Genomic DNA, 24596 nt, shown 5'->3' on the forward strand with positions numbered 1-24596 from the left:
TTATCATTAACATTAAACCCATAACCTTATGACTGATTACTCGCTACTTTCACATATTAATTCACCTGATGATTTGCGTTCATTAAGCAAAGAACAACTCCCCCAAGTATGCAATGAATTACGCCAATATTTACTCGAAAGCGTGAGCCAAAGTAGTGGTCATTTAGCTTCTGGTTTAGGTTGTGTTGAGCTAACTGTGGCATTACATTACATATATAAAACCCCATTCGATCAATTAATTTGGGACGTAGGACATCAAGCCTATCCGCATAAAATTCTAACGGGTCGCCGTGAGCAAATGTCAACTATTCGCCAAAAAGACGGTTTACACCCTTTTCCGTGGCGTGAAGAAAGCGAATTTGATGTATTAAGCGTGGGACATTCTTCTACATCAATTAGTGCAGGTTTAGGTATTGCCATTGCCGCTGAAAAAGAAAATGCAGGGCGAAAAACGGTGTGTGTCATTGGAGATGGAGCCATCACAGCAGGTATGGCGTTTGAAGCCCTGAATCATGCAGGTGCTGTGCATACTGATATGTTAGTCATTTTAAATGATAATGAAATGTCCATTTCTAAAAATGTCGGGGCGTTGAATAATCATCTTGCACGTCTTTTTTCAGGCTCAATTTATTCTACGGTACGTGATAGTAGCAAGAAAATTTTAAATAAAGTTCCTACGATTAAAAACTTTATGAAAAAAACTGAAGAACACATGAAAGGTGTAATGTTCTCTCCTGAAAGTACCTTATTTGAAGAACTCGGTTTTAACTATATTGGTCCTATTGATGGACATAATATTGATGATTTAGTCGTTACTTTAAGCAATATGAGAGATCTCAAAGGTCCACAATTCTTACACGTTCGTACCAAAAAAGGCAAAGGATACGCCCCAGCGGAAAAAGATCCCATTGGTTATCATGGTGTACCGAAGTTCGATCCAAGCTGTTGCGAATTACCTAAATCCAGTAGTAAACCAACTTATTCCAAAATCTTTGGTGATTGGTTATGTGAAATGGCAGAAAAAGATGAAAAATTAGTAGGAATTACGCCTGCCATGCGTGAAGGTTCGGGCATGGTAGAATTTTCTGAACGTTTTCCCGAACAATATTTTGATGTTGCCATTGCGGAACAACATGCCGTGACGTTTGCGGCTGGCTTAGCAATAGGTGGTTATAAGCCTGTTGTTGCCATTTACTCTACTTTCTTGCAACGTGCCTACGATCAATTAATCCACGATGTCGCTATTCAAAATTTGCCCGTACTATTTGCTATTGACCGTGCGGGTATTGTGGGAGCGGACGGGCAAACTCATCAAGGGGCATTTGATTTAAGTTTTATGCGTTGTATTCCTAATATGATCATAATGACCCCAAGTGATGAAAACGAATGCCGTCAAATGCTCTACACGGGCTATCAATGTGGTCAGCCCGCTGCAGTGCGTTATCCTCGTGGTAATGCAGTTGGTGTGAAACTTGAACCATTACACGAATTAGTGATCGGGCAAGCAAAACCTGTTAAGCAAGGGGAAAAAATTGCTATCTTGAATTTTGGCACATTATTACCGAATGCGTTGGAAGTTGCAGAGAAACTTAATGCAACCGTGATTGATATGCGTTTTGTTAAACCGTTGGATGTAGATTGTATTAAGCATATTGCGGAAACCCATGATCTGATTGTGACCATAGAAGAAAATGCCATTCTAGGAGGAGCCGGATCAGGTGTAGCGGAAGTGCTATTTTCTCAACAAAAAAACACTGCAGTTTTACATCTCGGTCTGCCCGATCAGTTTATTGCACAAGGCACACAGGCAGAAATGTTGGCGGAAATTGGGTTAGATGCAGAGGGTATTGCAAGACAAATTGAAAAATTTTGCAAAAATATTTAAAAAATCTGAACTATTTGCAGAATAACCAGTCTGAATAATAGCTAGTGCACTGCATATCTTGATGATCCTTTATATCGCAGTCGTTTTTTTCAAATTCTTTATTTTAAAGATTCACCGCTATCCTATTTGATAGCGGTTTTTTTCTTTTAGGGTATTAAGAAATTACTTGAATTTTCACCGCACTTTCATCTGTTTTTTCAATTAAACGACCAACTGGTATCAATTCAATTCCTGCTTGTTGAGCCACATCAAAAACTTGTTGATGAACTTGCGGTTCAATAGCAATTAACAAACCACCCGAAGTTTGTGGATCGCATAAAATTGCTTTTTGTACATCGGTTAATGCCGACACTTTATGCCCATAACTCGCAAAATTGCGGTCTGTGCCACCGGGTGTACAACCTTGAGCAATATAATCCAATACGCCATCAAGGGTTTTAAGCTGATTAAATTGTACTTCTGCCTGTAAATCAGCCCCTTCGCACATTTCCAACAAATGTCCCAATAAACCAAACCCTGTCACATCGGTCATGGCTTTTACACCATCAATTTTTGAAAATTCCGCACCAATATTATTCAATTTCGTCATTGTCGCCGTGGCAAGCCCTTTATGTTGTTCCTGCAACTTACCTTTTTTCTCTGCCGTGGTCAAAATGCCAATTCCCAATGGTTTGGTTAAATAAAGCTGACAACCTGCTGTAGCCGAGGCGTTTTTCTTCACTTTTTCGGTGTCAATAATCCCCGTTACCGCCAAGCCAAAAATCGGTTCGGGTGCATCAATAGAATGACCGCCAGCTAAGGAAATCCCTGCTTGATGGCACACAAAACGCCCACCATCGACTATTTTTTGTGCTACGTCCACAGGTAACAATTTCAACGGAAAACCTAAAATCGCAATCGCCATTATCGGTTTACCGCCCATGGCATAAATATCGCTGATTGCATTGGTCGCCGCAATACGTCCAAAATCAAAAGGATCGTCCACAATCGGCATGAAAAAATCCGTGGTGCTGATAATACCAACACCATTTCCAATATCGTAAACTGCCGCATCATCTGCCGTATCATTACCCACCAACAAATGCGGATCAGCAAATCTTTCCAATTCCGACTGCAAAATATTTTGCAAATCTTTCGGTGAAATTTTACAACCACAGCCTGCCCCATGGCTGTATTGTGTTAGGCGAATATTTTCTGTTGATGTGTTTGTCATTGTGTATGTCCTTTTTGTCACGAAATAATGAATGATTATACTGTAATTTTGCCAATTTAGTGTATTATAATTCCACAAAACACATTGATTTACAGTTTATTTATGCAAGCCAAGAAAAAACGCCCAACCCTACAAGATATTGCTAATCATCTCGGTATTACTAAAATGACCATCAGTCGCTATTTACGCAATCCAGATACTGTAGCGGCTGAAACTGGGGAACGGATTGCGGTTGCCATTGAGCAATTTGGTTATATTCCGAACAAGGCACCCGATATGCTTTCTAATGCAAAAAGTCGGGCGATTGGTGTGTTATTACCATCTTTAACCAATGCAGTGTTTGCGGATGTATTAAAAGGCATTGAGATTATCACCGATCAAGCGGGCTATCAAACCATGTTGGCTCACTATGGTTATAGTCAACAAAAAGAACAACAACGGATTGAAAGCCTGCTGTCCTATAATGTGGACGGCTTGATTCTAGCAGAAAATCAACACAGTAAACGCACCTTAAAAATGTTGGAAATTGCCAATATTCCCGTGATTGAAATTATGGATACCACGGAATTGGGCATTCAGCAAGTGGTGGGCTTTGATAATATTGCTGCAGCACAAGCCATGGTTGAAACCATGATTTTGCGTGGCTATCAACATATTGTATATTTTTCCTCTCGCCAAGATAAACGCACCTTGTTAAAACAGCAAGGCTATAAAATGGCAATGAAAAAGTACCATTTAACGCCAATGACGATTGGATCATTGCAAGCCTCATCTTTTACCCTAGGGGCGGAATATTTACAACAAGCCTTAAAGCAACATCCTGAAATCAATGGTATTTTTTGTACTAATGATGACTTAGCTATTGGAGCATTATTTGAATGTCAACGTTTAGGTATTCAAGTTCCTGAACAAATTGCTATTGCGGGATTTCATGGACATGACGTAGGGCAATCACTCACGCCACAACTCGCAACAGTGATCACCCCAAGATTGGAAATTGGCAAAGTCGCTGCTCAAGAATTACTTAATCGAATTAACGGTATTCCCCAACAAAGCCGTATTATTAATTTGGGGTACGATATTCATTTAGGGGAAACGGTGTAAAATCCAGCCCAAAATCACCGCACTTTTTACAACAACGGCTCCAACGCCCGCACACATCGCTCCACCACTTCATCAAAACTGCCATCAATATCAATCGCAATTACATCAGGCTCATCCGCTTGTGGGATTTCCAAGGTATCAAATTGGCTTTTCAGCATTTCTTCTTTCATAAAATGCCCTTTGCGTTGTTTCATTCGCTGCAAAATCAGCTCAAAACTGCCGTGTAAAAATAGAAATTTGACATTTTTATTGCCATCACGGATCAAATCACGGTATTTTTTCTTTAAGGCAGAACACACAATAATGCCTTTTTCGCTTTTTTGTTCCAAACTAAAAGCGGCATCTCGGATACGTTCCAGCCAAGGCAAGCGATCTTCATCATTAAGCGGATGCCCTCGTCCCATTTTGATAATATTGGATCTTGGGTGTAAATCGTCGCCGTCAATGAGTTTTAATCCTAATTTATTTGCCACTGCCGTGCCAACAGACGTTTTACCTGTACTGGACACGCCCATTAAAATAAAAGTTGAGCCTTGACATCTTGTTTCACTCATTAAATTTTCCTTTTAAATTTTGAATTTAATGTATTTTAACCAAGAAATTGACAAAGCAGTTACTGGTAACATTTATTTTTGTGATCTTGATCACAAATTTTTATTTTCTCTTGAACAAATTTTAACTTTTTTCAAAAAAATTGTGAACTATATCACAATTTTAACAAAAGATACTTTACCAAAATGGCAAAAATGGTAACGTTACCCGTAACAAAACAATATACCAAGCAAAAAGGACTCAAAAAATGAACATAAACACCCTATCTTGTGTGGTCAAAGGGGCAAAATCCGTTGACATAATCCCACAAGAAATTGAATTTGACGAAAAAAGTGCGGATCAAACTTTGATAAAAATCACTCGTGGCGGAATCTGCGGTTCTGACTTGCACTACTATTTACACGGCAAAGTGGGCAATTTTGAAGTCAAACACCCGATGATTTTAGGTCACGAAGTCATTGGTATTATTGAGAAAACCAACGATCCCCATTTATACATTGGGCAAAAAGTAGCAATTAATCCAAGCAAGCCTTGCCAACAGTGCAAATATTGCCTGAGTGGTGAAAACAATCAATGTGAAACAATGCGTTTCTTTGGCAGTGCGATGTATACCCCCCACGTTGACGGCGGTTTTACTAAATATAAAGTGGTGGACAATGCTCAATGTATCCCTTATCCGCAAGATGCCAAAGATGAAATTATGGTATTTGCCGAACCTTTGGCGGTAACCATTCACGCCGCCAAACAAGCAGGCGAATTGCAAGGTAAAAAAGTGTTTATTTCTGGGGTTGGACCCATTGGCTGTTTAACTGTAGCGGCGGTAAAAGCCTTGGGGGTGGCAGAAATTGTCTGTACAGATATCAGCCAACGTTGCTTAGATTTAGCCGTGCAAATGGGAGCAACCAAAGTGCTAAACGCTCAAGACGGTGATTTTAGCGACTATTTGGCTCACAAAGGCGAATTTGATGTGTGCTTTGAAGCATCAGGACATCCATCTTCCATTGAACGCTGTTTTGCCGTGGCCAAAGCTCGTGGCACAGTGATTCAAATTGGCATGGGCGGTGCTGTGCCACAATTTAATGCCATGACCTTAATCGCCAAAGAAATCAACTGGAAAGGCTCATTCCGCTTTGTAGAAGAATTTAACACTGCCGTGGAATGGCTCGGTTCAGGCAAAATTGATCCGACTCCGCTCCATTCGGCAACCTTTGATTTTAACCAGTTGGAACAGGCGTTACAAACCGCCACCAACAAAAATGAAATTTCCAAAGTGCAACTCACATTTTAAAGGACGCTCATAATGAAAGATTTATTTTCCCTAAACAATAAACGCATTTTAATCACAGGCTCTACTCGTGGTATTGGTCGCTTGCTTGCGGAAGGCGTGGCGGAACAAGGGGCAGAAGTGATTATCAACGGCACAAACCAACAAAAAGCCCAAGCCGTTACTGATGAACTCAACGCCAAAGGCTATAAAGCTCAGGCTGTGGCATTTGACATCACCGACACCCAAGCCGTGCAACAAGCGGTAGATCATATTGAGCAACATATCGGGGCGATTGACGTGCTAATTAATAACGCTGGCATCCAACGCCGTCATCCATTCTGTGAATTTCCTGAACAGGAATATGATGAAGTGATTCGGGTCAATCAAAAATCCGTATTTATCGTATCGCAAATTGTGGCTCGTTATATGGTGAAACGCCAACAAGGCAAAATCATCAATATTGGTTCTATGCAAAGCGAACTGGGACGTGACACTATCACGCCTTATGCGGCTTCCAAAGGAGCGGTGAAAATGCTCACTCGTGGCATGTGTGTAGAACTGGCTCGCTATAACATTCAAGTCAACGGCATTGCTCCAGGTTATTTCAAAACCGAGCTAACCAAGCCGTTGGTTGAAAACAAAGAATTTTCCGACTGGCTATGCAAACGTACCCCTGCTGCCCGTTGGGGAAATCCTGAAGAATTGATCGGTGCAGCGGTCTTTTTAAGTTCAAAAGCATCTGACTTCGTCAACGGACATTTATTGTTTGTGGACGGTGGTATGTTGGCTGCGGTTTAATATAAGGAAAACACTATGTTAATTCTAACTCTTATTGGATCAATCGCTCTGTTACTGTTACTTATTATCAAGTTCAGAGTGCATGCCTTTGTGGCATTAGTTTTAGTTAGCCTGTTAGTTGCACTGGTTACAGGCATGCCTGTGAGCAAAATTCTGCCAACCATGCTCGGCGGTTTCGGTGGCACACTTGCCAGCGTTGCATTGTTAGTGGGTTTAGGCGCAATGATCGGGCGGTTGCTTGAAATCACAGGCGGTGCGAAAGTGCTTGCCGACACCCTTATCAATAAATTCGGCGAAAAAAGAGCTCCTTTTGCTTTAGGCGTAGCTTCTTTACTATTCGGTTTTCCGATTTTCTTTGATGCGGGTCTTGTAGTGATGTTGCCGATTATCTTTAGCGTTGCTAAACAATTCGGCGGTTCATTATTCCGTTATGCGTTCCCAGCCGCTGGGGCATTTGCCGTCACTCACGCTTTCTTACCACCGCACCCTGGTCCTGTAGCTTCAGGGGATTTACTCGGGGCAAATATCGGCTTGCTTACCATTGTGGCGATTGTTATTTCCTTGCCAACTTGGTATTTCGCCGCCTATTTATACGGTACATTTTTAGGGCGTAAATTCCATTTACCTTTGCCAAAATCCTTTTTAAATGCTGCTCCGATTAGCGAAACTGCGGTACAAAATCCGCCAAGTTTCCGCAAAGTGTTGTTTATCCTGTTGCTCCCACTATGTTTAATTATGTTAGACACCGTCTTAAACACCTTGGAAGTGATGAAAATCGTGAACGGCACAGATCTTTGGGTGGAAAGCCTACGTTTACTCGGTAAAACCCCCGTGGCATTGTTGATTACCTTGCTCGTCACTATCCTGCTGTTAAAAGAACAACGTAGCGTAGAACAAATTGAAAAAATCTGCGACAACGCACTGGGCCCAATTTGTGCTATCGTGTTGGTCACTGGGGCTGGCGGTATGTTTGGTGGCGTATTACGTGCCAGTGGTATTGGTGATGTATTAGCAAATATGCTCTCCGATACAGGTATGCCCGTCATTGTCGCTGCATTCTTAATTTCCACTGCCTTACGTGTAGCTCAAGGTTCGGCAACAGTAGCTATTACCACCACATCTGCATTAATCGCACCAACCGTTGCTGCAACGACAGGATTAAGTGAATTTGATTTATGCTTTATTGTAATATCCATTGCATCAGGGGCGACAGTTCTCGCTCACGTCAACGACAGTGGTTTCTGGTTAGTCAGCCGTTTCCTTGAAATTGACACCAAAACCATGTTTAAAACTTGGACAGTGCAAGAAACCTTGATTGGTTTGGTGGGCTTTGGATTATCTGTGATTGGTAGTATTTTACTTTAATCTTCTCATTAACATTCAAAAAAACTGCGGTAAAAACCACCGCAGTTTTTATTAGAAATAATCTATAAAAATAGAATATTTAATAAATATTTTCTAAAAATAATCACAATTCACTGTTATTTATCTATATAAAATTTGCATCCTTTCCTATTTTTAGGTATATCTACAAAATACCTTTTTATTTTATCTCGGAGAGCATTTTATGACACAAGAATATTCTGTTATGCGAAACAACATCAATATGTTGGGGCATTTTTTAGGCGAAACTATCAGTGAAGCGCAAGGTAGCGATATGCTGGATTTAATTGAGAATATCCGTATTCTTTCGCGTAACTCGCGTGCGGGTGATGACAAAGCACGTCAGGAGTTGTTAGCTATTTTATCCACTATTTCTACCGCCAATATAATCCCTGTAGTGCGTGCTTTTAGTCAATTTTTGAATTTAACTAATGTGGCGGAACAATATCAAACCATTTCTCGTCATCATTATGATGAAGTATCTTCCACACGTTCTATTGCGTCGCTATTTAAACGCTTAAAAGCACAAAATGTATCGAAAGATCAAGTGATTAAAACCATTGAAAATTTATTAATTGAATTAGTTCTCACCGCACACCCAACAGAAGTGACGCGCCGTTCTTTAGTGCATAAACAAGTGGAGATCAATAAATGTTTAAGCAAATTAGAACATGACGATTTAACAGACGGTGAACGCAATAGCATTGAACGCCGTTTATTGCAATTAATTGCTCAAGCATGGTACACCAATGAAATCCGTACTGTCCGTCCGACGCCATTTGATGAAGCTAAATGGGGCTTTGCGGTGATTGAAAATAGCCTTTGGACAGCCGTACCAGAATTTTTACGCCAATTGAATGATAATGCCAAAACTTATTTAGGCTATGAAATTCCAGTGAATTTAATGCCTGTGCGTTTTTCTTCTTGGATGGGCGGAGACCGTGACGGCAACCCATTTGTCACCGCTGAAGTCACTCGTAATGTATTATATTTAGCTCGATGGAAAGTGGCTAATTTATTTTTAGGTGATATTCAAGCATTAGTGGATGAACTCTCTATTACACAATGTACCCCTGAATTTCGTGCCAAATATGGCAATCATGTAGAACCATATCGTGAAGTCATGAAAGGGTTACGTATCAAATTAAACAATACACTAGCTTATTACAATGATTTATTAGCTGGTCGTATGCCACATTATACGGAAGAGGATATCATCACTCGAGATGAACAGTTATGGCAACCGTTAAATGACAGTTACCATTCCTTGCTCGCTTGCAATATGAAAATTATTGCCAATGGCTTATTGCTAGATAGCCTACGACGTGTGCGTTGTTTTGGGGTCACACTCTCTCGTTTAGATATTCGCCAAGAAAGCACTCTCCACACTGATGCCATTGCAGAAATTACTCGTTATATTGGTTTAGGCGATTACGCCAGTTGGACGGAAGATGATAAGCAAGCATTTCTAATTCGTGAATTAAGTTCACGCCGCCCATTGTTACCACAAAATTGGATACCGTCCGCAAAAACTAAAGAGATTTTAGATACTTGTAAAATTATAGCGCAACAGCCAGAAGGTGTGATTTCCTGTTACATTATTTCTATGGCTCGTACTGCCTCAGATGTATTAGGTGTGCATTTGTTATTAAAAGAAGCTGGCGTACCTTATCATTTGCCTGTAGTACCATTATTTGAAACATTGGATGATCTTGATGCTTGCGAAGACGTGATGACGCAATTATTTAATGTGGGTTGGTATCGTGGCATGATTAATAATAAACAAATGGTGATGATCGGCTATTCTGATAGCGCTAAAGATGCGGGGATGATGGCAGCTTCTTGGGCGCAATATCGTGCACAAGAAAGTTTAGTCAATCTTTGTGATAAACTCGGCATAGAACTCACCTTATTCCATGGACGCGGTGGCACAATCGGGCGTGGCGGTGCACCTGCACATGCGGCACTACTTTCACAGCCGCCTCGTTCTTTAAAAAATGGTTTACGTGTCACTGAACAGGGAGAAATGATCCGCTTTAAATTGGGATTGCCAGATGTAGCAATTGAAACCCTTGATCTCTATGCTAGCGCTATTCTAGAAGCCAATTTATTACCACCACCTGAGCCAAAAGCACAATGGCGGGAGATTATGGATCAGCTCTCTCAATCTTCTTGTGAAATGTATCGCAATGTGGTACGTGGTAATAAGGATTTCGTACCCTATTTCCGCAGCGCAACCCCAGAACAAGAATTAGCCAAATTGCCGCTGGGATCTCGTCCTGCCAAACGTAATCCTAATGGTGGTGTAGAAAGCCTACGTGCCATTCCTTGGATCTTCGCTTGGATGCAAAATCGCTTGATGCTGCCCGCTTGGTTAGGGGCTGGAGCAGCTTTGCGCCAAGCCATTGAAAAGGGCAAACAAGAAGTGATCGAAGAAATGTGTCATCACTGGCCATTTTTTAATACTCGAATTGGTATGTTAGAAATGGTCTTTAGCAAAACCGATATTTGGCTTTCTGAACATTACGATCAGCGTTTAGTGAAAAAAGAGCTCTGGCATTTAGGTCAATCGTTGCGTGAACAGCTTCAAGCAGATATTCATACGGTACTTGAGCTTTCGGGCAAAGGTCATCAATTAATGTCCGATTTGCCTTGGATCGCAGAATCTATTGCCTTGCGTAATGTTTACACCGATCCATTAAACCTATTACAGGTAGAACTGCTAAGCCGCTTACGTCAAGATCCTGAACAATCCAATCCTGATTTAGAGCAAGCCTTGATGATTACTATTACAGGTATTGCCGCAGGTATGCGTAATACAGGTTAACTTTTAAATAAGGTAAATTGATAAAATAATTGGTTAAAGCTTTATAGCAATTAGCTTTAACCACTATTTTGAAAATACCTAAAAACCGATCCTGTTGCCTAAATTCGACGTTTTCATTCCCTATCTTTCTGATAAGATTCTCGCAATTCTTCTGCCACGCGTTTAATCGCTTGTCCTGCCGGAATCCCTTGCGCCATCAATTTTTGTATATGTTCCACGGCTTGTTGTTGCTGTTCATGGGTTAAACCTAATAATGCGTTATCTAACATATTATTTCCCTTATAAAATACCCGCTAATTTAAAAAAATATTGATAGGCTTCGGCTTTTTTCTCAAAGCTGAGTGGATAAGCCCTTGATGTGGACGGTAAGCGATATAATTTTAGTTCTCTCCCAGCAAAAGAAAAATCAATAAACTCATTCGTTTTCGGTTCTTTTAGTTTTTCGGGTAATAAACTTAATAACGTCTCGGTGGCTTTTCCGCCAGTTGTGAAAATCCATTGGCAATCTGGAAGTTGTTTAAGTACCTTTGCTAGATTCACAGGTTCAACAATTTTAAGAAATTTATCAGAGGCATTGCCTTGTTCACGAATCGCTTTTTGTACCGTTGGACAACTTGCAATTCCCCTTTCTATTAAGAAATTTTTTATCCGTTCAGGATCAAAACGTTTTTCATTTTTCACTTGAAAATAGTGTTTATCGTTAAAAAATACTAAACCATAAATTCGCCACATATCATTTTGAAAATTCGGATAATGAAATTCCATACAACGCTTTTCAACGGTTGGCGGGAATGTTCCCATCATCATCACTTTCGCTTGTGGTGGTAACACGGGAGGAAATGGGTGAGTTTCAATGATCGCTTGCATGACAACTTTAACTCTTTAATGTATCAAAAATCAATTCTGCTAAATCTTTAGAAATGCCCGGTACACTGGCAATTTCATCAATGGTGGCATTTTTTATCCCTTGCATACCACCGAGATATTTTAATAACGCCTGACGACGTTTAGCTCCCACGCCAGCAATGGTTTCTAATCCACTTTGGGTAAAGGCTTTCTGGCGTTTTTTACGATGTCCTGTAATCGCATGGTTATGACTTTCATCACGGATATGTTGGATTAAATGTAAAGCGAGATTATCAGGATCTAAATGCAATTCCTTACCTATTTTGCTTAAAATCAAGGTCTCCTGCCCTGCTCGACGATCGACACCTTTGGCTACACCAATTAAGTGCGGTTTATTTTTATCCCATTTCACTTTTAATTGTTCAAATACTTGTAATGCCCGATTTAGCTGCCCTTTGCCACCATCAATAAAAATAATATCAGGAATTTTATCTTCGTCTAGTTCTCGATCATAACGTTTTTTTAATGCCTGTTCCATCGCGGCATAATCATCACCTCCCGTAATACTATCAATATTAAACCGGCGATAATCAGATTTTAATGGTCCATTGTCACTAAACACGACACAAGATGCGATGGTTTGTTCCCCCATCGTGTGACTGATGTCAAAACATTCCATTCGCTTAATATTTTCAATGCCTAACAAATTTTGTAAGGCTAAATAACGCTCACTAATCAAACTGGTTTCTTTTAGTTTTAACGTTAAAGCTGCTTTAGCGTTCATTTGAGCAAGTTGCAAATATTTGCTTTTATTACCTTTGCTGTTATCCTGAATAACCACTTTTCGCCCAACTTGATCGGATAATAGACTTTCTAACTCGGCTTTTTCATCTAATTTATGATCAACAATAATAGTATTCGGTACCGTTCGCCCTTGGTGAGCTTGTAAATAAAATTGTCCGACAAAGGTGGCGGTTAATTCTGCTAAATCAGTATTTGCTGGCACTTTCGGAAAATAACTACGATTGCCTAATACTTTACCTTGTCGAATAAATAATACTTGCACGCAAGCCACTCCTAACTGGTAAGCAATAGCGATAATATCCATATCATCTAAACGATCTTGGCTGACAAATTGTTTCTCCATCACCGAACGCACCGCCTGAATTTGATCACGGAAACGAGCAGCATTTTCAAAATCAAGTTCATTACTCGCCTTTTCCATTTTGCCGATTAAATGATCGATAACTTGATTATCTTTGCCTTGTAAAAACAATCTCGCATACTCTACTTGAGTATTATAGTCTTCGTCTGTCACTAAGCCACTTACACAAGGAGCGGAACAACGTCCGATTTGATATTGCAAGCAAGGGCGAGAACGATTGTTATACACCGAATTTTCACATTGCCGAACCGGAAATAATTTTTGTAACAAAGACAGGGTTTCACGTACTGCTCCAGCGTGGGGATAAGGTCCAAAATATTCCCCCGCAATTTTTTTTGAGCCACGATAAGCCGTGATTCTCGGGTGACGTTCTTTGGTGAGTAAAATATAAGGGTAGGACTTATCGTCTCTTAGTAAGACATTATAACGTGGTTGATAAGTTTTAATATAATTATGTTCAAGTAATAAGGCTTCCGTTTCTGAACTGGTAATAGTGGTTTCAATGCGACAAATTGCAGAAACTAAAGCCTCGGTTTTTTTACTGGATAAATTAGCGCGAAAATAGCTAGCAAGACGTTTTTTCAGATGCTTCGCTTTTCCCACATAAATAACCTGATCGGCTTTATCAAACATACGATAAACTCCGGCATCATTAGTCACATTTTTGAGAAAAGATTTGTGATCAAACATAAAAACGTATTTTATCCTTAAAACAAGACCCTTGTATATACACAAGGGTCCATCTGATATACCTATTTTGGATAAACATTAAAATCCATAGGAACAATTTTTCGCAGAACTATTCTTTTTTATTATGTCAAATCCTACCGGTAATTTCAACTAATGGTATTGTTTACCGATATTAAAGGTTAATGTCGCATAATGCTTCGCCACTTGACATTGTGCAGGATCGTTAAATGGTACCTCATAAGTCACTTGAGCTTTCCAAAAACCCTGACGTAATGGAATAATATTTACCGTGCCATCATCTGCCGTCACATCAGAAAAAGCCTGTGCTTCTACTTTATGTGTTTTAGTATTATCTGCAGTATCAAAACCGTCAAAAGTCGCCGTTAATGTCACATTTGGCAATGGCTCACCGCGATAGAGCACTTTCACTTTAAATAAATCACTCACATTAATATTGGCAGGATTATCCATCGGTACAATTTCTAATTCATGTCCTACTTGTTTGGTAATCACGTCAATGCCTGCACTTTCATGCCCTACATTAACAATATTTTTACCATACATGGAAGTTAATTCACAATAGGTCGCTTTTGGCGTATCTTTCATATCCGCTTGTTTCCAACCTTCCGCATTTTTTGACCAAAATGTTGGTTTATATTCTGCTGCAACAATATAACTCCCTTCTTGTACGGGCTTTTCTGTTTCAAAATGGTAGTTTTTATCACCTTTTTGCACTAATTTTTGTTTGCCTTGCGATGTAAATAGCATCATACCACGATCAAAGAAGTGCAATCGTTTCTCAGGAATTTGTTCTAACGCAGGAAATTCACCATAACCTAAATCGGCTTTTAGAATTTCATTACCATGGGTATGATCGGTTACGACCCAAACGCGGTGAGCTTGTGCAGAAATGGCTAAAGAACACAATAATGTGGCTAAAAGTGCTTTTTTCATAAAATACCTACTTAATTAATATTGATTTACTTATTTTTTAATAGAAAAGAAGTGGCTATATTAATAGATTAATTTTCACTTGTAAAGCCAAATTAGACGAAAATAAGAGACCAAAGCAAGATAATTAATTTTTCCTATAAAAAAAGGGCTTTTGCCCTTTTATATGTTATTGCCTATTACTTAAAGAAATTATTTAATACAGAACCAATATCACGTGCTAATTCATTATTTGCACTTGGTTCTTTGGTTTGACTGGTTTGAGTTGGTTGATTTAACAATTGACCGAGTAAGTCACCTAATCCGCCCTGTGATGAAGATGAGGTATTTGATGATTGTTGACCACCTAATATGCTGCCTAATCCGCCGATCAGATCATCTAAACCAAAGCCATTATCTTGCTGTTGAACGGCTTCTGCTTGCTGTGCCAACGTATCTGTCGAAACACCACCTTCACGACCTTTCGGTGTCAACATATCAATCACCTGTGGTAAGGCTTGTGAAAGAATATCTTGAGCTTGATATTTATCCACACCGGCTTGTTCTGCTACATGGCTAATCGTGTCATCACCAAAAACATCGTTGACCTGTTCAGCATCTAAGGTTTTATTTTTACCCGTACTGATCCACGAATTTAATAAATCTTCTAAACCGCCTTTCTGGAGCTGGTTAAAGATACCTTCCATTCCCCCTTGTTTTTTTAACAATGCACCAAGTACATCTGTAATGACGGATGATGAAGTGGTACTATTTGAACGACCACCTAATACATTGCTTAATACTGAACCTATAATTTTGTCTAACATAAAATTCCTTGTTGAATTAAAAAATAATGGATAACAAAATAATGCTATCTGCCGTTACTTCAGCGGTAATACCTAGAAAAAGTTTTTTGCAGAATAAAACTAACCTAAAATTAACCGCACTTTTGCCAAATCTTCTGGTGTATCCACCCCTACTGCGGGGACTTCTTTTGCAAGTTCAACGTGGATTCGTTCACCATTCCATAGCACTCGCAATTGCTCAAGGCTTTCGATTTGTTCAAGTACGGTTGGTTGCCACTGTACATATTGTTTGATAAAACCGGCTCGGTAAGCATAAATACCGATATGTCGCCAGTAACAAGGTTGCAATATTAATTCAGATTGCATTAATTTACCTTTTTGTAAAAGAACAAATTGATCACGATCCCACGGAATCACCGCTCGAGAAAAATACAATACATAACCATCTTTATCAGTTAACACTTTCACTGCATTCGGATTAAAAAGTTCTTCAGGATCATCTATTTTTACCGCAAGGCTCGCCATATTAACTTGGTATTTTTGTAAATTTTCCGCAACTTGCTGCACAATGATAGGAGGAATTAATGGTTCGTCACCTTGAATATTGACGATAATTTCATCGTCAGGTAAGGCTAATTTTTCAACTACTTCCGCAAGACGTTCTGTACCTGAATTATGTTTTTCCGATGTCATACAAACTTCACCAGCAAAACCTCGAACCGCTTGTGCAACTTGTTCATTGTCGGTTGCCACAATGACACGACTTGCTCCAGATTGTTGAGCCTTTTCCCACACATGTTGAATCATCGGTTTACCTGCAATATCTGCCAGTGGTTTACCGGGTAAACGGCTTGAAGCAAAACGAGCTGGAATAATTACGCTGAATGTTGTCATTTGTTATCCTTGGTAAACATAATGATTTTATCTAAAAGTGCGGTTGTTTTTTGTCCTGAAATTTCAGCATCTACGGGGACATACCACCAATTTTGCAGGGAAAATTTACCGCACTTCACTGCATCTTTTTCGGTCATTAATAAAGGTTGATTTTTGTCAAAAGCATTAAATAATGCTGCACTATAGGCTTGGTGATCGGCAAAAGCCTGAATCTTGTTCAATTCAATATTTAAACCCTGTAACATAGTAAAAAAACGTTGTGGATTTCCTATACCTGCCATAGCTTGAGCCTGTTTAATTTCACTTAATAAACGTTTTTCACCTGTCACTAAATTAATCGCATAATGGGGAACTAATTTCATCACCGCATCCGTATAAGCATTTTTTGCCCCATTGGTAATCACAAAATCAACGGTTTTTAATCGGCTTGCATTTTCACGTAATGGACCCGCTGGCAATAATAAACCATTTCCCAAACCACGCTCGGCATCCATCACAACGATTTCAATATCTCGCTGTAATTTATAATGTTGAAGACCATCATCACTGATAATCACATCACAGTCATGCTCTTTCATCAATAATTCAATAGCCTGTTGGCGATTGTGCGAAATACAAACCGGTACACCTGTACGTTTAGCAATTAACAACGGTTCATCACCGGATTGAATAGGATCATCATCAATTTTGACTAAACGTGGATAATAATCCGATTTACTCCCATAACCACGAGAAATGACACCACAGTTTATACCACGCTGTTGTAATTGGTCCACCAACCAAATGGTTACTGGCGTTTTTCCATTCCCCCCGACACTCAGATTTCCCACAATCACCACTGGTACCGGGCAACGATACGATTTTAATATCCCCGATTTAAATAGAAAGCGACGAAAACTACTGATTAAACTAAATAACCATGAAAAAGGTAATAATAAGTAAGCAATCTTTGAGTTGCTATACCAGAAGTTCATCGTCTCATCCCTAATGTGAAAACTGCATAGCATGCAATTGTTTATACGCGCCACCTCGAGCAAGCAGATCGCTATGGCTACCACGCTCTTTCACTTCGCCATGTTCGATCACAATAATTTCATCGGCTTTTTCAATGGTGAATAAACGATGAGCAATCACTAAAACAGTACGATCTTTTTGCAAGATTTCCAGTGCTGATTGAATAGCTCGTTCAGATTCTGTATCTAAGGCAGAAGTGGCTTCATCTAAAATAAGTACCGGTGAATTTCGCAATAACGCACGGGCAATGGCTAAACGCTGGCGTTGTCCTCCGGACAAACTTGCCCCATTTTCACCGATGACAGTATCTAAACCATTGTCTAATTTTTCAATAAATTCCATCGCATGAGCTGCATGAGCCGCATCAATAATTTGTTGGCGACTATACTTATCTGTGGCAGCATAGGCAATATTATTTGCTACCGTATCATTAAATAAATGGACTTGTTGTGATACCACGGAACATTGTTCACGTAAGTTACTTAAACGATAATCTTGAATATTTACACCGTCCAACAAAATTTCGCCTTGTTCAATATCATAAAAACGTGTGAGCAAATTCGCTATGGTAGATTTACCTGAGCCAGAACGCCCCACTAATGCCACGGTTTTACCTTGGGGAATAGTTAAAGAAATATGATTTAACGCACGTTCTTCCTTACCTTGGTAAGCAAAGCTTACATTTTTAAATTCTACATTGCCTTTAGCTCGTTCAACTTCGTAGGTACCATTATCTTTTTCTGTGTCTAAATCTAAAAATTCAAATAGGGTTTGACAAGCCGCCATACCTCGTTGGAATTGAGAATTTACATTAGTTAAGGATTTTAACGGTCGCATCATTGCCATCATGGAAGAAAATACGACGGTAAAAGAACCAGCGGTTAAATTTTCACTCATCACTTCAGGAAAGGTTGCTACATAAAGTACGGCAGAAAGGGCTAAAGAAGCAATTAATTGCACCAAACCATCGGAAATACCATCCGCAGATACAATTTTCATACCTTTACGTCGCATATCATTACTCACATCATTAAAACGTTGTTCTTCGACTTTTTGACCACCAAAAGAAAGTACGACTTTATGTCCTTTCAACATTTGTTCCGTGGTAATGCTTAACACTCCCATACTCTCTTGAATATTACGACTTAACTGGCGAAAAATTTTGGATACTAACCCAATTAATATTCCGATGATCGGCGCAACAATAAATAGCACAATAGACAGTTGCCAACTGGTATAAATCATCACCACAAAAAGAGAGATGAGATAAGTGCCTTCACGCACAATCGTCACTAAAGCACTGGAAGATGAACTGGCGACCATTTCACTATCGTAGGTCACTCGAGAAAGCAAACGACCTGTGGGATTTTGATCAAAGTAACTCACTGGCATAAACATTAAATGCTTAAATAAACGGCGACGCAAAGTCATCACCACTTTGCCTGAAACCCATGCTAAACAATAGCTTGCTACATAGTTAGTTAAGCCGCGAAACAGTACAAAGGCGACAACTAACACCGCCATTAATTTAAGAAAATCATGATCAGCTTGCCCAAAGCCTTGATCTAATAAGGGTTTAAGTAAATAGATTAAACCAGAATCCACTAGAGCATTTAGCACTAAAGCAATTGCAGCCGTAATCAAGCCCGACTTAAATAGACTAATCGTCGGCCACAAGCGTTTAAAGGTTTTAAATACCGAGATATCTTTTTCTTTCATAATCACATCTTCATTTTAAAAATTGTTGGCATTGTACAATCATTTTTAATGATTATCCAACTTAATCACGCGCTTGAACATCAATAATCTGTTGATACCAAGGACTCAACTCATTTCTAGCGGTCACTATCGCAGTGTTATCCGCATAAAATCGCACAGAAATTTGCCCCGAAACTGCGGTATTATACACCGCACTTTTAGCTTGATGTAAACGTTCCATCACGCCTTGATTAGGGAAATGCCAAGGATTCCAACGACCACTAGAAATCAACGCTATATCAGGCTTAATTTTATTTACAAAATTTATTCCTGCGGATGTTTTACTCCCATGATGCCCAACTTGTAACACCTCTACTTTAGATAATGTTGATAGAATCCGTTGTTCTGTAGCAATATCTGCATCTCCCGTTAGTAAGACAGTATGCGTGGCTTGTCGCATTAATAATATACAAGAATCTCGGTTCTCTGCTCGTTGTACAAGCGTATCTGGGGATAATGCACTTATCTTTATCCCTTGCCATTCCCATTGTTCATCTTTCTTACAAAAATCGCGGTGGTTTTCGCCATAGTTTTTATAGGATGGACTGATAAACACAGCATCTGGAAACATCTTTATTATTGCATTTGCCCCACCAGCATGATCATTATCATCATGGCTGACAATGACATAATCTAACTTAATTCCTTGTCGTTGCAAATAAGGTATAATTTCAAGTTCTGCCATCGATCCACCTTGCCAACTTGCCCCAGTATCGTACAAAATTCCATGTTGATTTTTCACAATTAATGTCGCTAATCCTTGTCCCACATCAAGGGTTTCTACTTGCCAATCTGAACGATAAAAATAATGTCCGCAAAGTAATGTAGTACAAGCTAAAATAAACAGGATCAAGCCTTGTTGCATACGATTATAAAGAATGGGGGATAAATTACGATCTGATTTTAAGGAAAAGCAAAGCGGTCTTCGCTGATAATTGGCAATGTTCTGAGTTGGACCATAAATTTTATATAATGCTACCCATAATATAAACGCTAATAAAATATTTAAATACAAACTTTGCAGATAAGACAAATTAAGCCAACTATTTTGAAAAAGCGAAAGTAAATCGGTAATTTTATCGGCTAAAAAATTTGCTATTTGCCAACTATAAAAACCGCCATGACTAAATACCGCCAATAACACAATAGGCACCAGTAAAAAGCTATATAGAGGTACTATTAATAAATTTGCGACAAAGCCTTGTAACGAAAACCCATGGAAAAAAGCCAGTTGAATCGGAGTAAATAAACAAAATAAGCCTAACTGTAAGTGAAATAATGCAAAAATCCACCGCACTTTTGGCGAGAGAGGTAAACCACGCCACCTCATTAAATGCAATGGGAAAAGCTGATACCATAAAATTAAGCAAGCTACTGCCCCAATGGATAACCAAAAACTCGTGGATAAAATCATTAAAGGATCACATAGCAACAACAATGCCACTACCCGAACATAGAGTTGCCATGCAGTACAATAGGCTCGATAAAAACGCAATAATATCACTATTAATATCGCTAGAATGGCTCGCAAGGTAGGAATCGCAAAACCCGCTAATTGTGCATATAATAAAGCGAGTATTACCCCGCCACATAAAGGCAGAATAGGGGTTATTTTTCGGGTAGGTAAAAAATACTGTATCACTCGAACTAACCAAAAACCGAGTGCCATCGCCAAGCCGATATGCAGTCCAGAAATTGCAATTAAATGAGCCGTGTTAGTTTGTTGATAGCGTTGCCAAGTCTCTGTATGTAACCATGCTCGCTCTCCAAAACCAAGCGCGAGTAAAAGCCCTTGTTGGATTAATCCTTGGGTTTGGGCCAAACTATCTACTAAACGTTGTTCTCGCCACGAAAAATCTTGCGAAATTTTGACCGCACTTTTTACCGTTCCCCATGCCTGAATATCTTTGGCAAAATACCATGTTTGTCGATCGAATCCACCTATATTTAAACGAGATGAAAGCGGTCGAAGTTGTAATTCACCTTGCCAAATTTCACCTAGTTTAGGGACTTGATCCACTTTCCAACTGGTATAAATCCGCCTTTTAGGTTGTTCTGTTTCTATCACCAAAGATTGATAATCCCCTTGATGTTGAATTTCCACGATACGAAACATCGTTTGAACTTTTTGAGGTGTGATTTGGGATTGTTGCAAGGCACTCAATGCAAAGTAATGTGCGTAACCAACACATACTAGCAAAATTAACGCTCTATTTAGCCATAATATAACGAATTTTTTTCTAGCTACAACAATTCGCAATATAACAACAATAACAAATAAACTCGTACAAGTTTGCCAAGATAATAAAAATTTCGTGGGTAAAAAATATAATGAAATAACCGCTAAAATAACGCTATATACAATAGTGTTTATATTTATTTGATTGATTACTCTTAAAATTATCTGCATTTTAAACCGCACTTTATCTCTCTATAAACATCACGTCCTAATTTTGCTCAAAGAATGCACAAAATATCATGAAAGCCTATCGTAAAAATAGAAAATCTCGCAATTATTTCTTTCATTTTTGGAACTTAGATCACATTTTTACATAAAGGCTAGGTAAATATTGCAATGTTTAGATATTTTTATTTGCTTATTTAGCCAACTTCTGGTATTTATAACGCCTTTAAAATTATCCTCTATTATTTTAGGGAACAACAAACGTGCTTGGCGTCGCTAGATGGCTCGCTCAGACAATAATACTATTGATTGGAGAACAACATGACAAACACAAATAAAGCCTCTTTAAGCCTGTTAGCTTTAGCAGGTGTGTCGCCCTATCAAGAAGAAAAAAATGAAGAATATATGAACGAAAAACAGATTGCTCATTTTCGTAAAATTTTACAAGCATGGTATAACCAAATTGTTAATGAAGCAGGTCGTACTGTCAACCATATGCGAGATGAAGCATCTAATTTTCCAGATCCTGCCGATCGTGCTACGCAAGAAGAAGAATTTAGTTTAGAATTACGAGCCAGAGATCGTGAACGTAAGTTAATGAAGAAAATCGAAAATACCTTAAAAAAATTAGATACCGAAGATTTTGGTTACTGTGATTCTTGCGGTGTAGAAATCGGTATTCGCCGTTTAGAAGCTCGCCCAACCGCGGATCTTTGTATTGATTGTAAGACATTAGCTGAAGTACGTGAAAAACAAATGGGATTTTAATCTAAGTTAAGTCACAAGCTATAGAATAAAAATCGGACACGCTTTATGTGTCCGTTCGTTTTATTCAAAAAAGTTTTATTTACGGAGTTTATTATTTTAACCTACATAAAAAACCTGTTTGGTAAGCATTCAAAGCAGGTTAAATCAACTAAAATCGATCGTTTATCACCGAATGTCGTTGCTCATTCAACAAAATCGACAAAGGTAAAAACGAATAAACCAATTCAGTCTCATAAAAAATACATAGTTAAGGCAAGTCAAGTTAATATTCATGCTCGTATGCTTAGTAAGAATGCTTTAAGTGTGGTTGAAAAACTCAATCGTCACGGTTATGAAGCCTATATTGTAGGTGGTTGTTTGCGTGATCTTTTATTAGGTAAAATCCCTAAAGACTTTGACGTAGCAACTAATGCTCGCCCAGATCAGGTACAGGCTATTTTCCAACGTCGTTGCCGTTTAGTGGGGCGTCGTTTTCGTTTAGCTCATATTATGTTTGGACGGGATATTATTGAAGTTGCCACTTTTCGAGCCGGCCACGAAGTTAATCATTCAGAACAACAAGCAAAACAAAATCAAGATGGTATGCTTTTGCGTGATAACGTATATGGTACATTAGAACAAGATGCACAACGCCGTGATTTTACAGTAAACGCCCTTTATTACAGTCTAAGAGATAATAGCATTTATGATTTCTACCACGGCATTGATGATCTTAAAGCCGGGAAATTACGTTTAATCGGTGATCCTGTCACTCGCTATCAGGAAGATCCTGTTCGTATGCTAAGAGCCATTCGTTTTATGGCTAAATTGGATATGTTCTTAGATAAAGCCAGTGAAACACCGATTGTAGAATTAGCACCTTTACTAAAAAATATTCCACCGGCCCGTTTATTTGATGAAAGTCTGAAATTATTACAAACAGGAAGTGGTGAAAAAACCTATTATTTATTGCGTCAATATGGCTTATTTGAACAACTTTTCCCGGCGTTAATACCTTACTTTACCGAACAAGGCGACAGTTTAGCCGAACGTATGATTATCCATTCGTTAAAATCTACTGATGAACGTATTGCCGATAATTTACGTCTGAATTCCGCCTTTTTATTTGCGACTTTTTTCTGGTATCCATTACGTGAAAAAGTGGATATCTTGAAAAACGAAGGTGGCTTAAATAATCATGATGCCTATGCTTTAGCGAGTAATGAGATTATGGATTTATTATGTCATTCCCTTGCCGTACCTCGTCGTCACACGGGTGTTATTCGAGAAATTTGGCTATTACAATTACAACTTTTAAAACGTTCAGGAAGATTTCCTGAACGCACCATGGAACAGCCAAAATTCCGAGCAGCTTATGATTTATTAGCAATGCGAGCAGAAATTGAAGGCGGTGAGAGCATTGAACTAGCCAAATGGTGGCATGAATATCAATTCAGTAATGCGGAACAACGAATCGCCTTGCTGAAAGAGCAAGATAAAAATGCACCAAAACCGAAAAAACGTTATTATCGGAAACGCTCGACTAAGAAGGATTAAATCATGGCTATTGCTTATATCGCCTTAGGTAGTAACTTAAATCAACCAGTACAACAACTTGATTCTGCACTAAATGCCATGGCTAATTTACCGCAAATACAAATATTAGCGGTCAGTTCTTTTTATTGTAGTAAACCGCTAGGACCGCAAGATCAACCTGATTATATCAATGCCGTTGCAAAAATTGAAACGACACTTGAACCTATTGCTTTATTAGATGCGTTACAACAAATTGAGCTAGAACAAGGTCGAGTACGTTTACGTCATTGGGGGGAACGTACTTTAGATCTTGACATATTGCTTTATGATCAACTGGTGATAAAATCAGAAAGATTAACTATTCCCCATTATGATATGCACAATCGGGAATTTGTCATTGTGCCACTTTATGAAATCGCGCCAGAATTAACTTTATCATCAGGGGAAAAAATATCTGAACTAATAAATAATTTTAAAAATATTCAAATGGAGCTTGTAATTAAAACTAAATAAGTTATAATCGTGGGCATCTTAAGTAATCCCTAATGCTTAAGGTAACTTCACTTAGTTGTGATTCCAAATTAAGTGAAAATTTTGTTCATAAATCCTAAACATCCCTAATGAAAATGCAACCGAGAGGTTGCATTTTTTTTAATCCCTGAATAATAATATCATTATCTTATATATTCGTTTATGCATCATACACAAAATGAACAACTTAACTCAATCAAAGCTACAAATCCATCCCAAAAACTGCTAAAATCTCCACAATTTTTT

Annotated in this window: 20 protein-coding genes; 9 read left to right on the forward strand and 11 right to left on the reverse strand. The window is 38.8% G+C overall.

Annotated features, from left to right (window positions below):
* The first annotated feature begins 28 nt into the window (after window positions 1–28).
* Window positions 29–1885, forward strand: a complete 1857-nt coding sequence (gene dxs, locus O1Q79_RS04450; RefSeq protein ID WP_386693163.1) for a 1-deoxy-D-xylulose-5-phosphate synthase — start codon at window positions 29–31, stop codon at window positions 1883–1885.
* A 154-nt stretch (window positions 1886–2039) separates the two neighbouring features.
* On the opposite strand, the gene selD is transcribed toward dxs, so the two are convergent.
* Window positions 2040–3098, reverse strand: a complete 1059-nt coding sequence (gene selD, locus O1Q79_RS04455; RefSeq protein ID WP_386693164.1) for a selenide, water dikinase SelD — start codon at window positions 3096–3098, stop codon at window positions 2040–2042.
* A gap of 102 nt (window positions 3099–3200) precedes the next feature.
* Here selD and gntR point away from each other — a divergent pair, with 102 nt between their 5' ends.
* Complete coding sequence (gene gntR, locus O1Q79_RS04460) at window positions 3201–4202, forward strand: gluconate operon transcriptional repressor GntR (protein ID WP_386693166.1); 1002 nt, start codon at window positions 3201–3203, stop codon at window positions 4200–4202.
* Window positions 4203–4228: 26 nt separating this feature from the next.
* Here the strand turns inward: gntR and O1Q79_RS04465 are convergent, their stop codons facing one another.
* The gene (locus O1Q79_RS04465) at window positions 4229–4756 is read right to left on the reverse strand and encodes a gluconokinase (protein ID WP_386693167.1); all 528 of its coding nucleotides are present in this window, start codon (window positions 4754–4756) and stop codon (window positions 4229–4231) included.
* A gap of 245 nt (window positions 4757–5001) precedes the next feature.
* Here O1Q79_RS04465 and idnD point away from each other — a divergent pair, with 245 nt between their 5' ends.
* The 4 genes from idnD to ppc all read left to right on the forward strand — a co-directional run bounded on the left by idnD (window position 5002) and on the right by ppc (window position 11029).
* Complete coding sequence (gene idnD, locus O1Q79_RS04470) at window positions 5002–6042, forward strand: L-idonate 5-dehydrogenase (protein WP_386693168.1); 1041 nt, start codon at window positions 5002–5004, stop codon at window positions 6040–6042.
* A gap of 12 nt (window positions 6043–6054) precedes the next feature.
* Window positions 6055–6819, forward strand: a complete 765-nt coding sequence (gene idnO, locus O1Q79_RS04475; RefSeq protein ID WP_386693169.1) for a gluconate 5-dehydrogenase — start codon at window positions 6055–6057, stop codon at window positions 6817–6819.
* 15 nt (window positions 6820–6834) lie between these two features.
* A complete protein-coding gene (locus O1Q79_RS04480; RefSeq protein WP_386693170.1) occupies window positions 6835–8184 on the forward strand; it encodes a GntP family permease in 1350 nt (449 codons plus the stop codon).
* Window positions 8185–8386: 202 nt separating this feature from the next.
* Entirely contained in the window at window positions 8387–11029 is a 2643-nt protein-coding gene (gene ppc / locus O1Q79_RS04485) for a phosphoenolpyruvate carboxylase (RefSeq protein WP_386693171.1), read from the forward strand.
* Window positions 11030–11142: 113 nt separating this feature from the next.
* Here the strand turns inward: ppc and O1Q79_RS04490 are convergent, their stop codons facing one another.
* The 9 genes from O1Q79_RS04490 to O1Q79_RS04530 all read right to left on the reverse strand — a co-directional run bounded on the left by O1Q79_RS04490 (window position 11143) and on the right by O1Q79_RS04530 (window position 21542).
* Entirely contained in the window at window positions 11143–11298 is a 156-nt protein-coding gene (locus O1Q79_RS04490; protein WP_132300425.1) for a YoaH family protein, read from the reverse strand.
* Window positions 11299–11308: 10 nt separating this feature from the next.
* Window positions 11309–11896 carry a DNA glycosylase gene (locus O1Q79_RS04495; RefSeq protein ID WP_153985870.1) on the reverse strand — a complete coding sequence of 196 codons (588 nt, stop codon included), beginning with the start codon at window positions 11894–11896 and terminating at the stop codon, window positions 11309–11311.
* 7 nt (window positions 11897–11903) lie between these two features.
* Window positions 11904–13730, reverse strand: a complete 1827-nt coding sequence (gene uvrC / locus O1Q79_RS04500) for an excinuclease ABC subunit UvrC (RefSeq protein WP_386693173.1) — start codon at window positions 13728–13730, stop codon at window positions 11904–11906.
* Between the two features lie 150 nt (window positions 13731–13880).
* Window positions 13881–14684 (reverse strand): DUF4198 domain-containing protein, encoded by an 804-nt coding sequence (locus O1Q79_RS04505; RefSeq protein WP_386693174.1) that lies wholly within the window; start codon window positions 14682–14684, stop codon window positions 13881–13883.
* A 176-nt stretch (window positions 14685–14860) separates the two neighbouring features.
* The gene (locus tag O1Q79_RS04510) at window positions 14861–15487 is read right to left on the reverse strand and encodes a YidB family protein (RefSeq protein ID WP_386693175.1); all 627 of its coding nucleotides are present in this window, start codon (window positions 15485–15487) and stop codon (window positions 14861–14863) included.
* A 99-nt stretch (window positions 15488–15586) separates the two neighbouring features.
* Window positions 15587–16360 (reverse strand): 3-deoxy-manno-octulosonate cytidylyltransferase, encoded by a 774-nt coding sequence (gene kdsB / locus O1Q79_RS04515; RefSeq protein ID WP_386693176.1) that lies wholly within the window; start codon window positions 16358–16360, stop codon window positions 15587–15589.
* Window positions 16357–17334: a tetraacyldisaccharide 4'-kinase gene (gene lpxK / locus O1Q79_RS04520; RefSeq protein ID WP_386693178.1), complete on the reverse strand. Its 978-nt coding sequence runs from the start codon at window positions 17332–17334 to the stop codon at window positions 16357–16359. Before lpxK ends, kdsB begins: the two co-directional genes overlap by 4 nt.
* A gap of 10 nt (window positions 17335–17344) precedes the next feature.
* Entirely contained in the window at window positions 17345–19093 is a 1749-nt protein-coding gene (gene msbA, locus O1Q79_RS04525; RefSeq protein ID WP_386693180.1) for a lipid A ABC transporter ATP-binding protein/permease MsbA, read from the reverse strand.
* 61 nt (window positions 19094–19154) lie between these two features.
* The gene (locus O1Q79_RS04530; RefSeq protein WP_386693181.1) at window positions 19155–21542 is read right to left on the reverse strand and encodes a DNA internalization-related competence protein ComEC/Rec2; all 2388 of its coding nucleotides are present in this window, start codon (window positions 21540–21542) and stop codon (window positions 19155–19157) included.
* 315 nt (window positions 21543–21857) lie between these two features.
* On the opposite strand from O1Q79_RS04530, the gene dksA reads away from it, so the two are divergent.
* The 3 genes from dksA to folK are packed head-to-tail and all read left to right on the forward strand — an operon-like array spanning window position 21858 to window position 24332.
* On the forward strand, window positions 21858–22304 hold the full coding sequence (dksA, locus tag O1Q79_RS04535; RefSeq protein ID WP_386693182.1) for an RNA polymerase-binding protein DksA: 447 nt from the start codon (window positions 21858–21860) through the stop codon (window positions 22302–22304).
* A gap of 45 nt (window positions 22305–22349) precedes the next feature.
* A complete protein-coding gene (pcnB, locus tag O1Q79_RS04540) occupies window positions 22350–23840 on the forward strand; it encodes a polynucleotide adenylyltransferase PcnB (protein ID WP_386693183.1) in 1491 nt (496 codons plus the stop codon).
* Window positions 23841–23843: 3 nt separating this feature from the next.
* Window positions 23844–24332: a 2-amino-4-hydroxy-6-hydroxymethyldihydropteridine diphosphokinase gene (gene folK, locus O1Q79_RS04545; protein ID WP_386693184.1), complete on the forward strand. Its 489-nt coding sequence runs from the start codon at window positions 23844–23846 to the stop codon at window positions 24330–24332.
* Window positions 24333–24596: the final 264 nt, after the last annotated feature.

It is taken from the genome of Lonepinella sp. MS14434 (genome assembly GCF_042468235.1).
Lineage (GTDB): Bacteria > Pseudomonadota > Gammaproteobacteria > Enterobacterales > Pasteurellaceae > Lonepinella.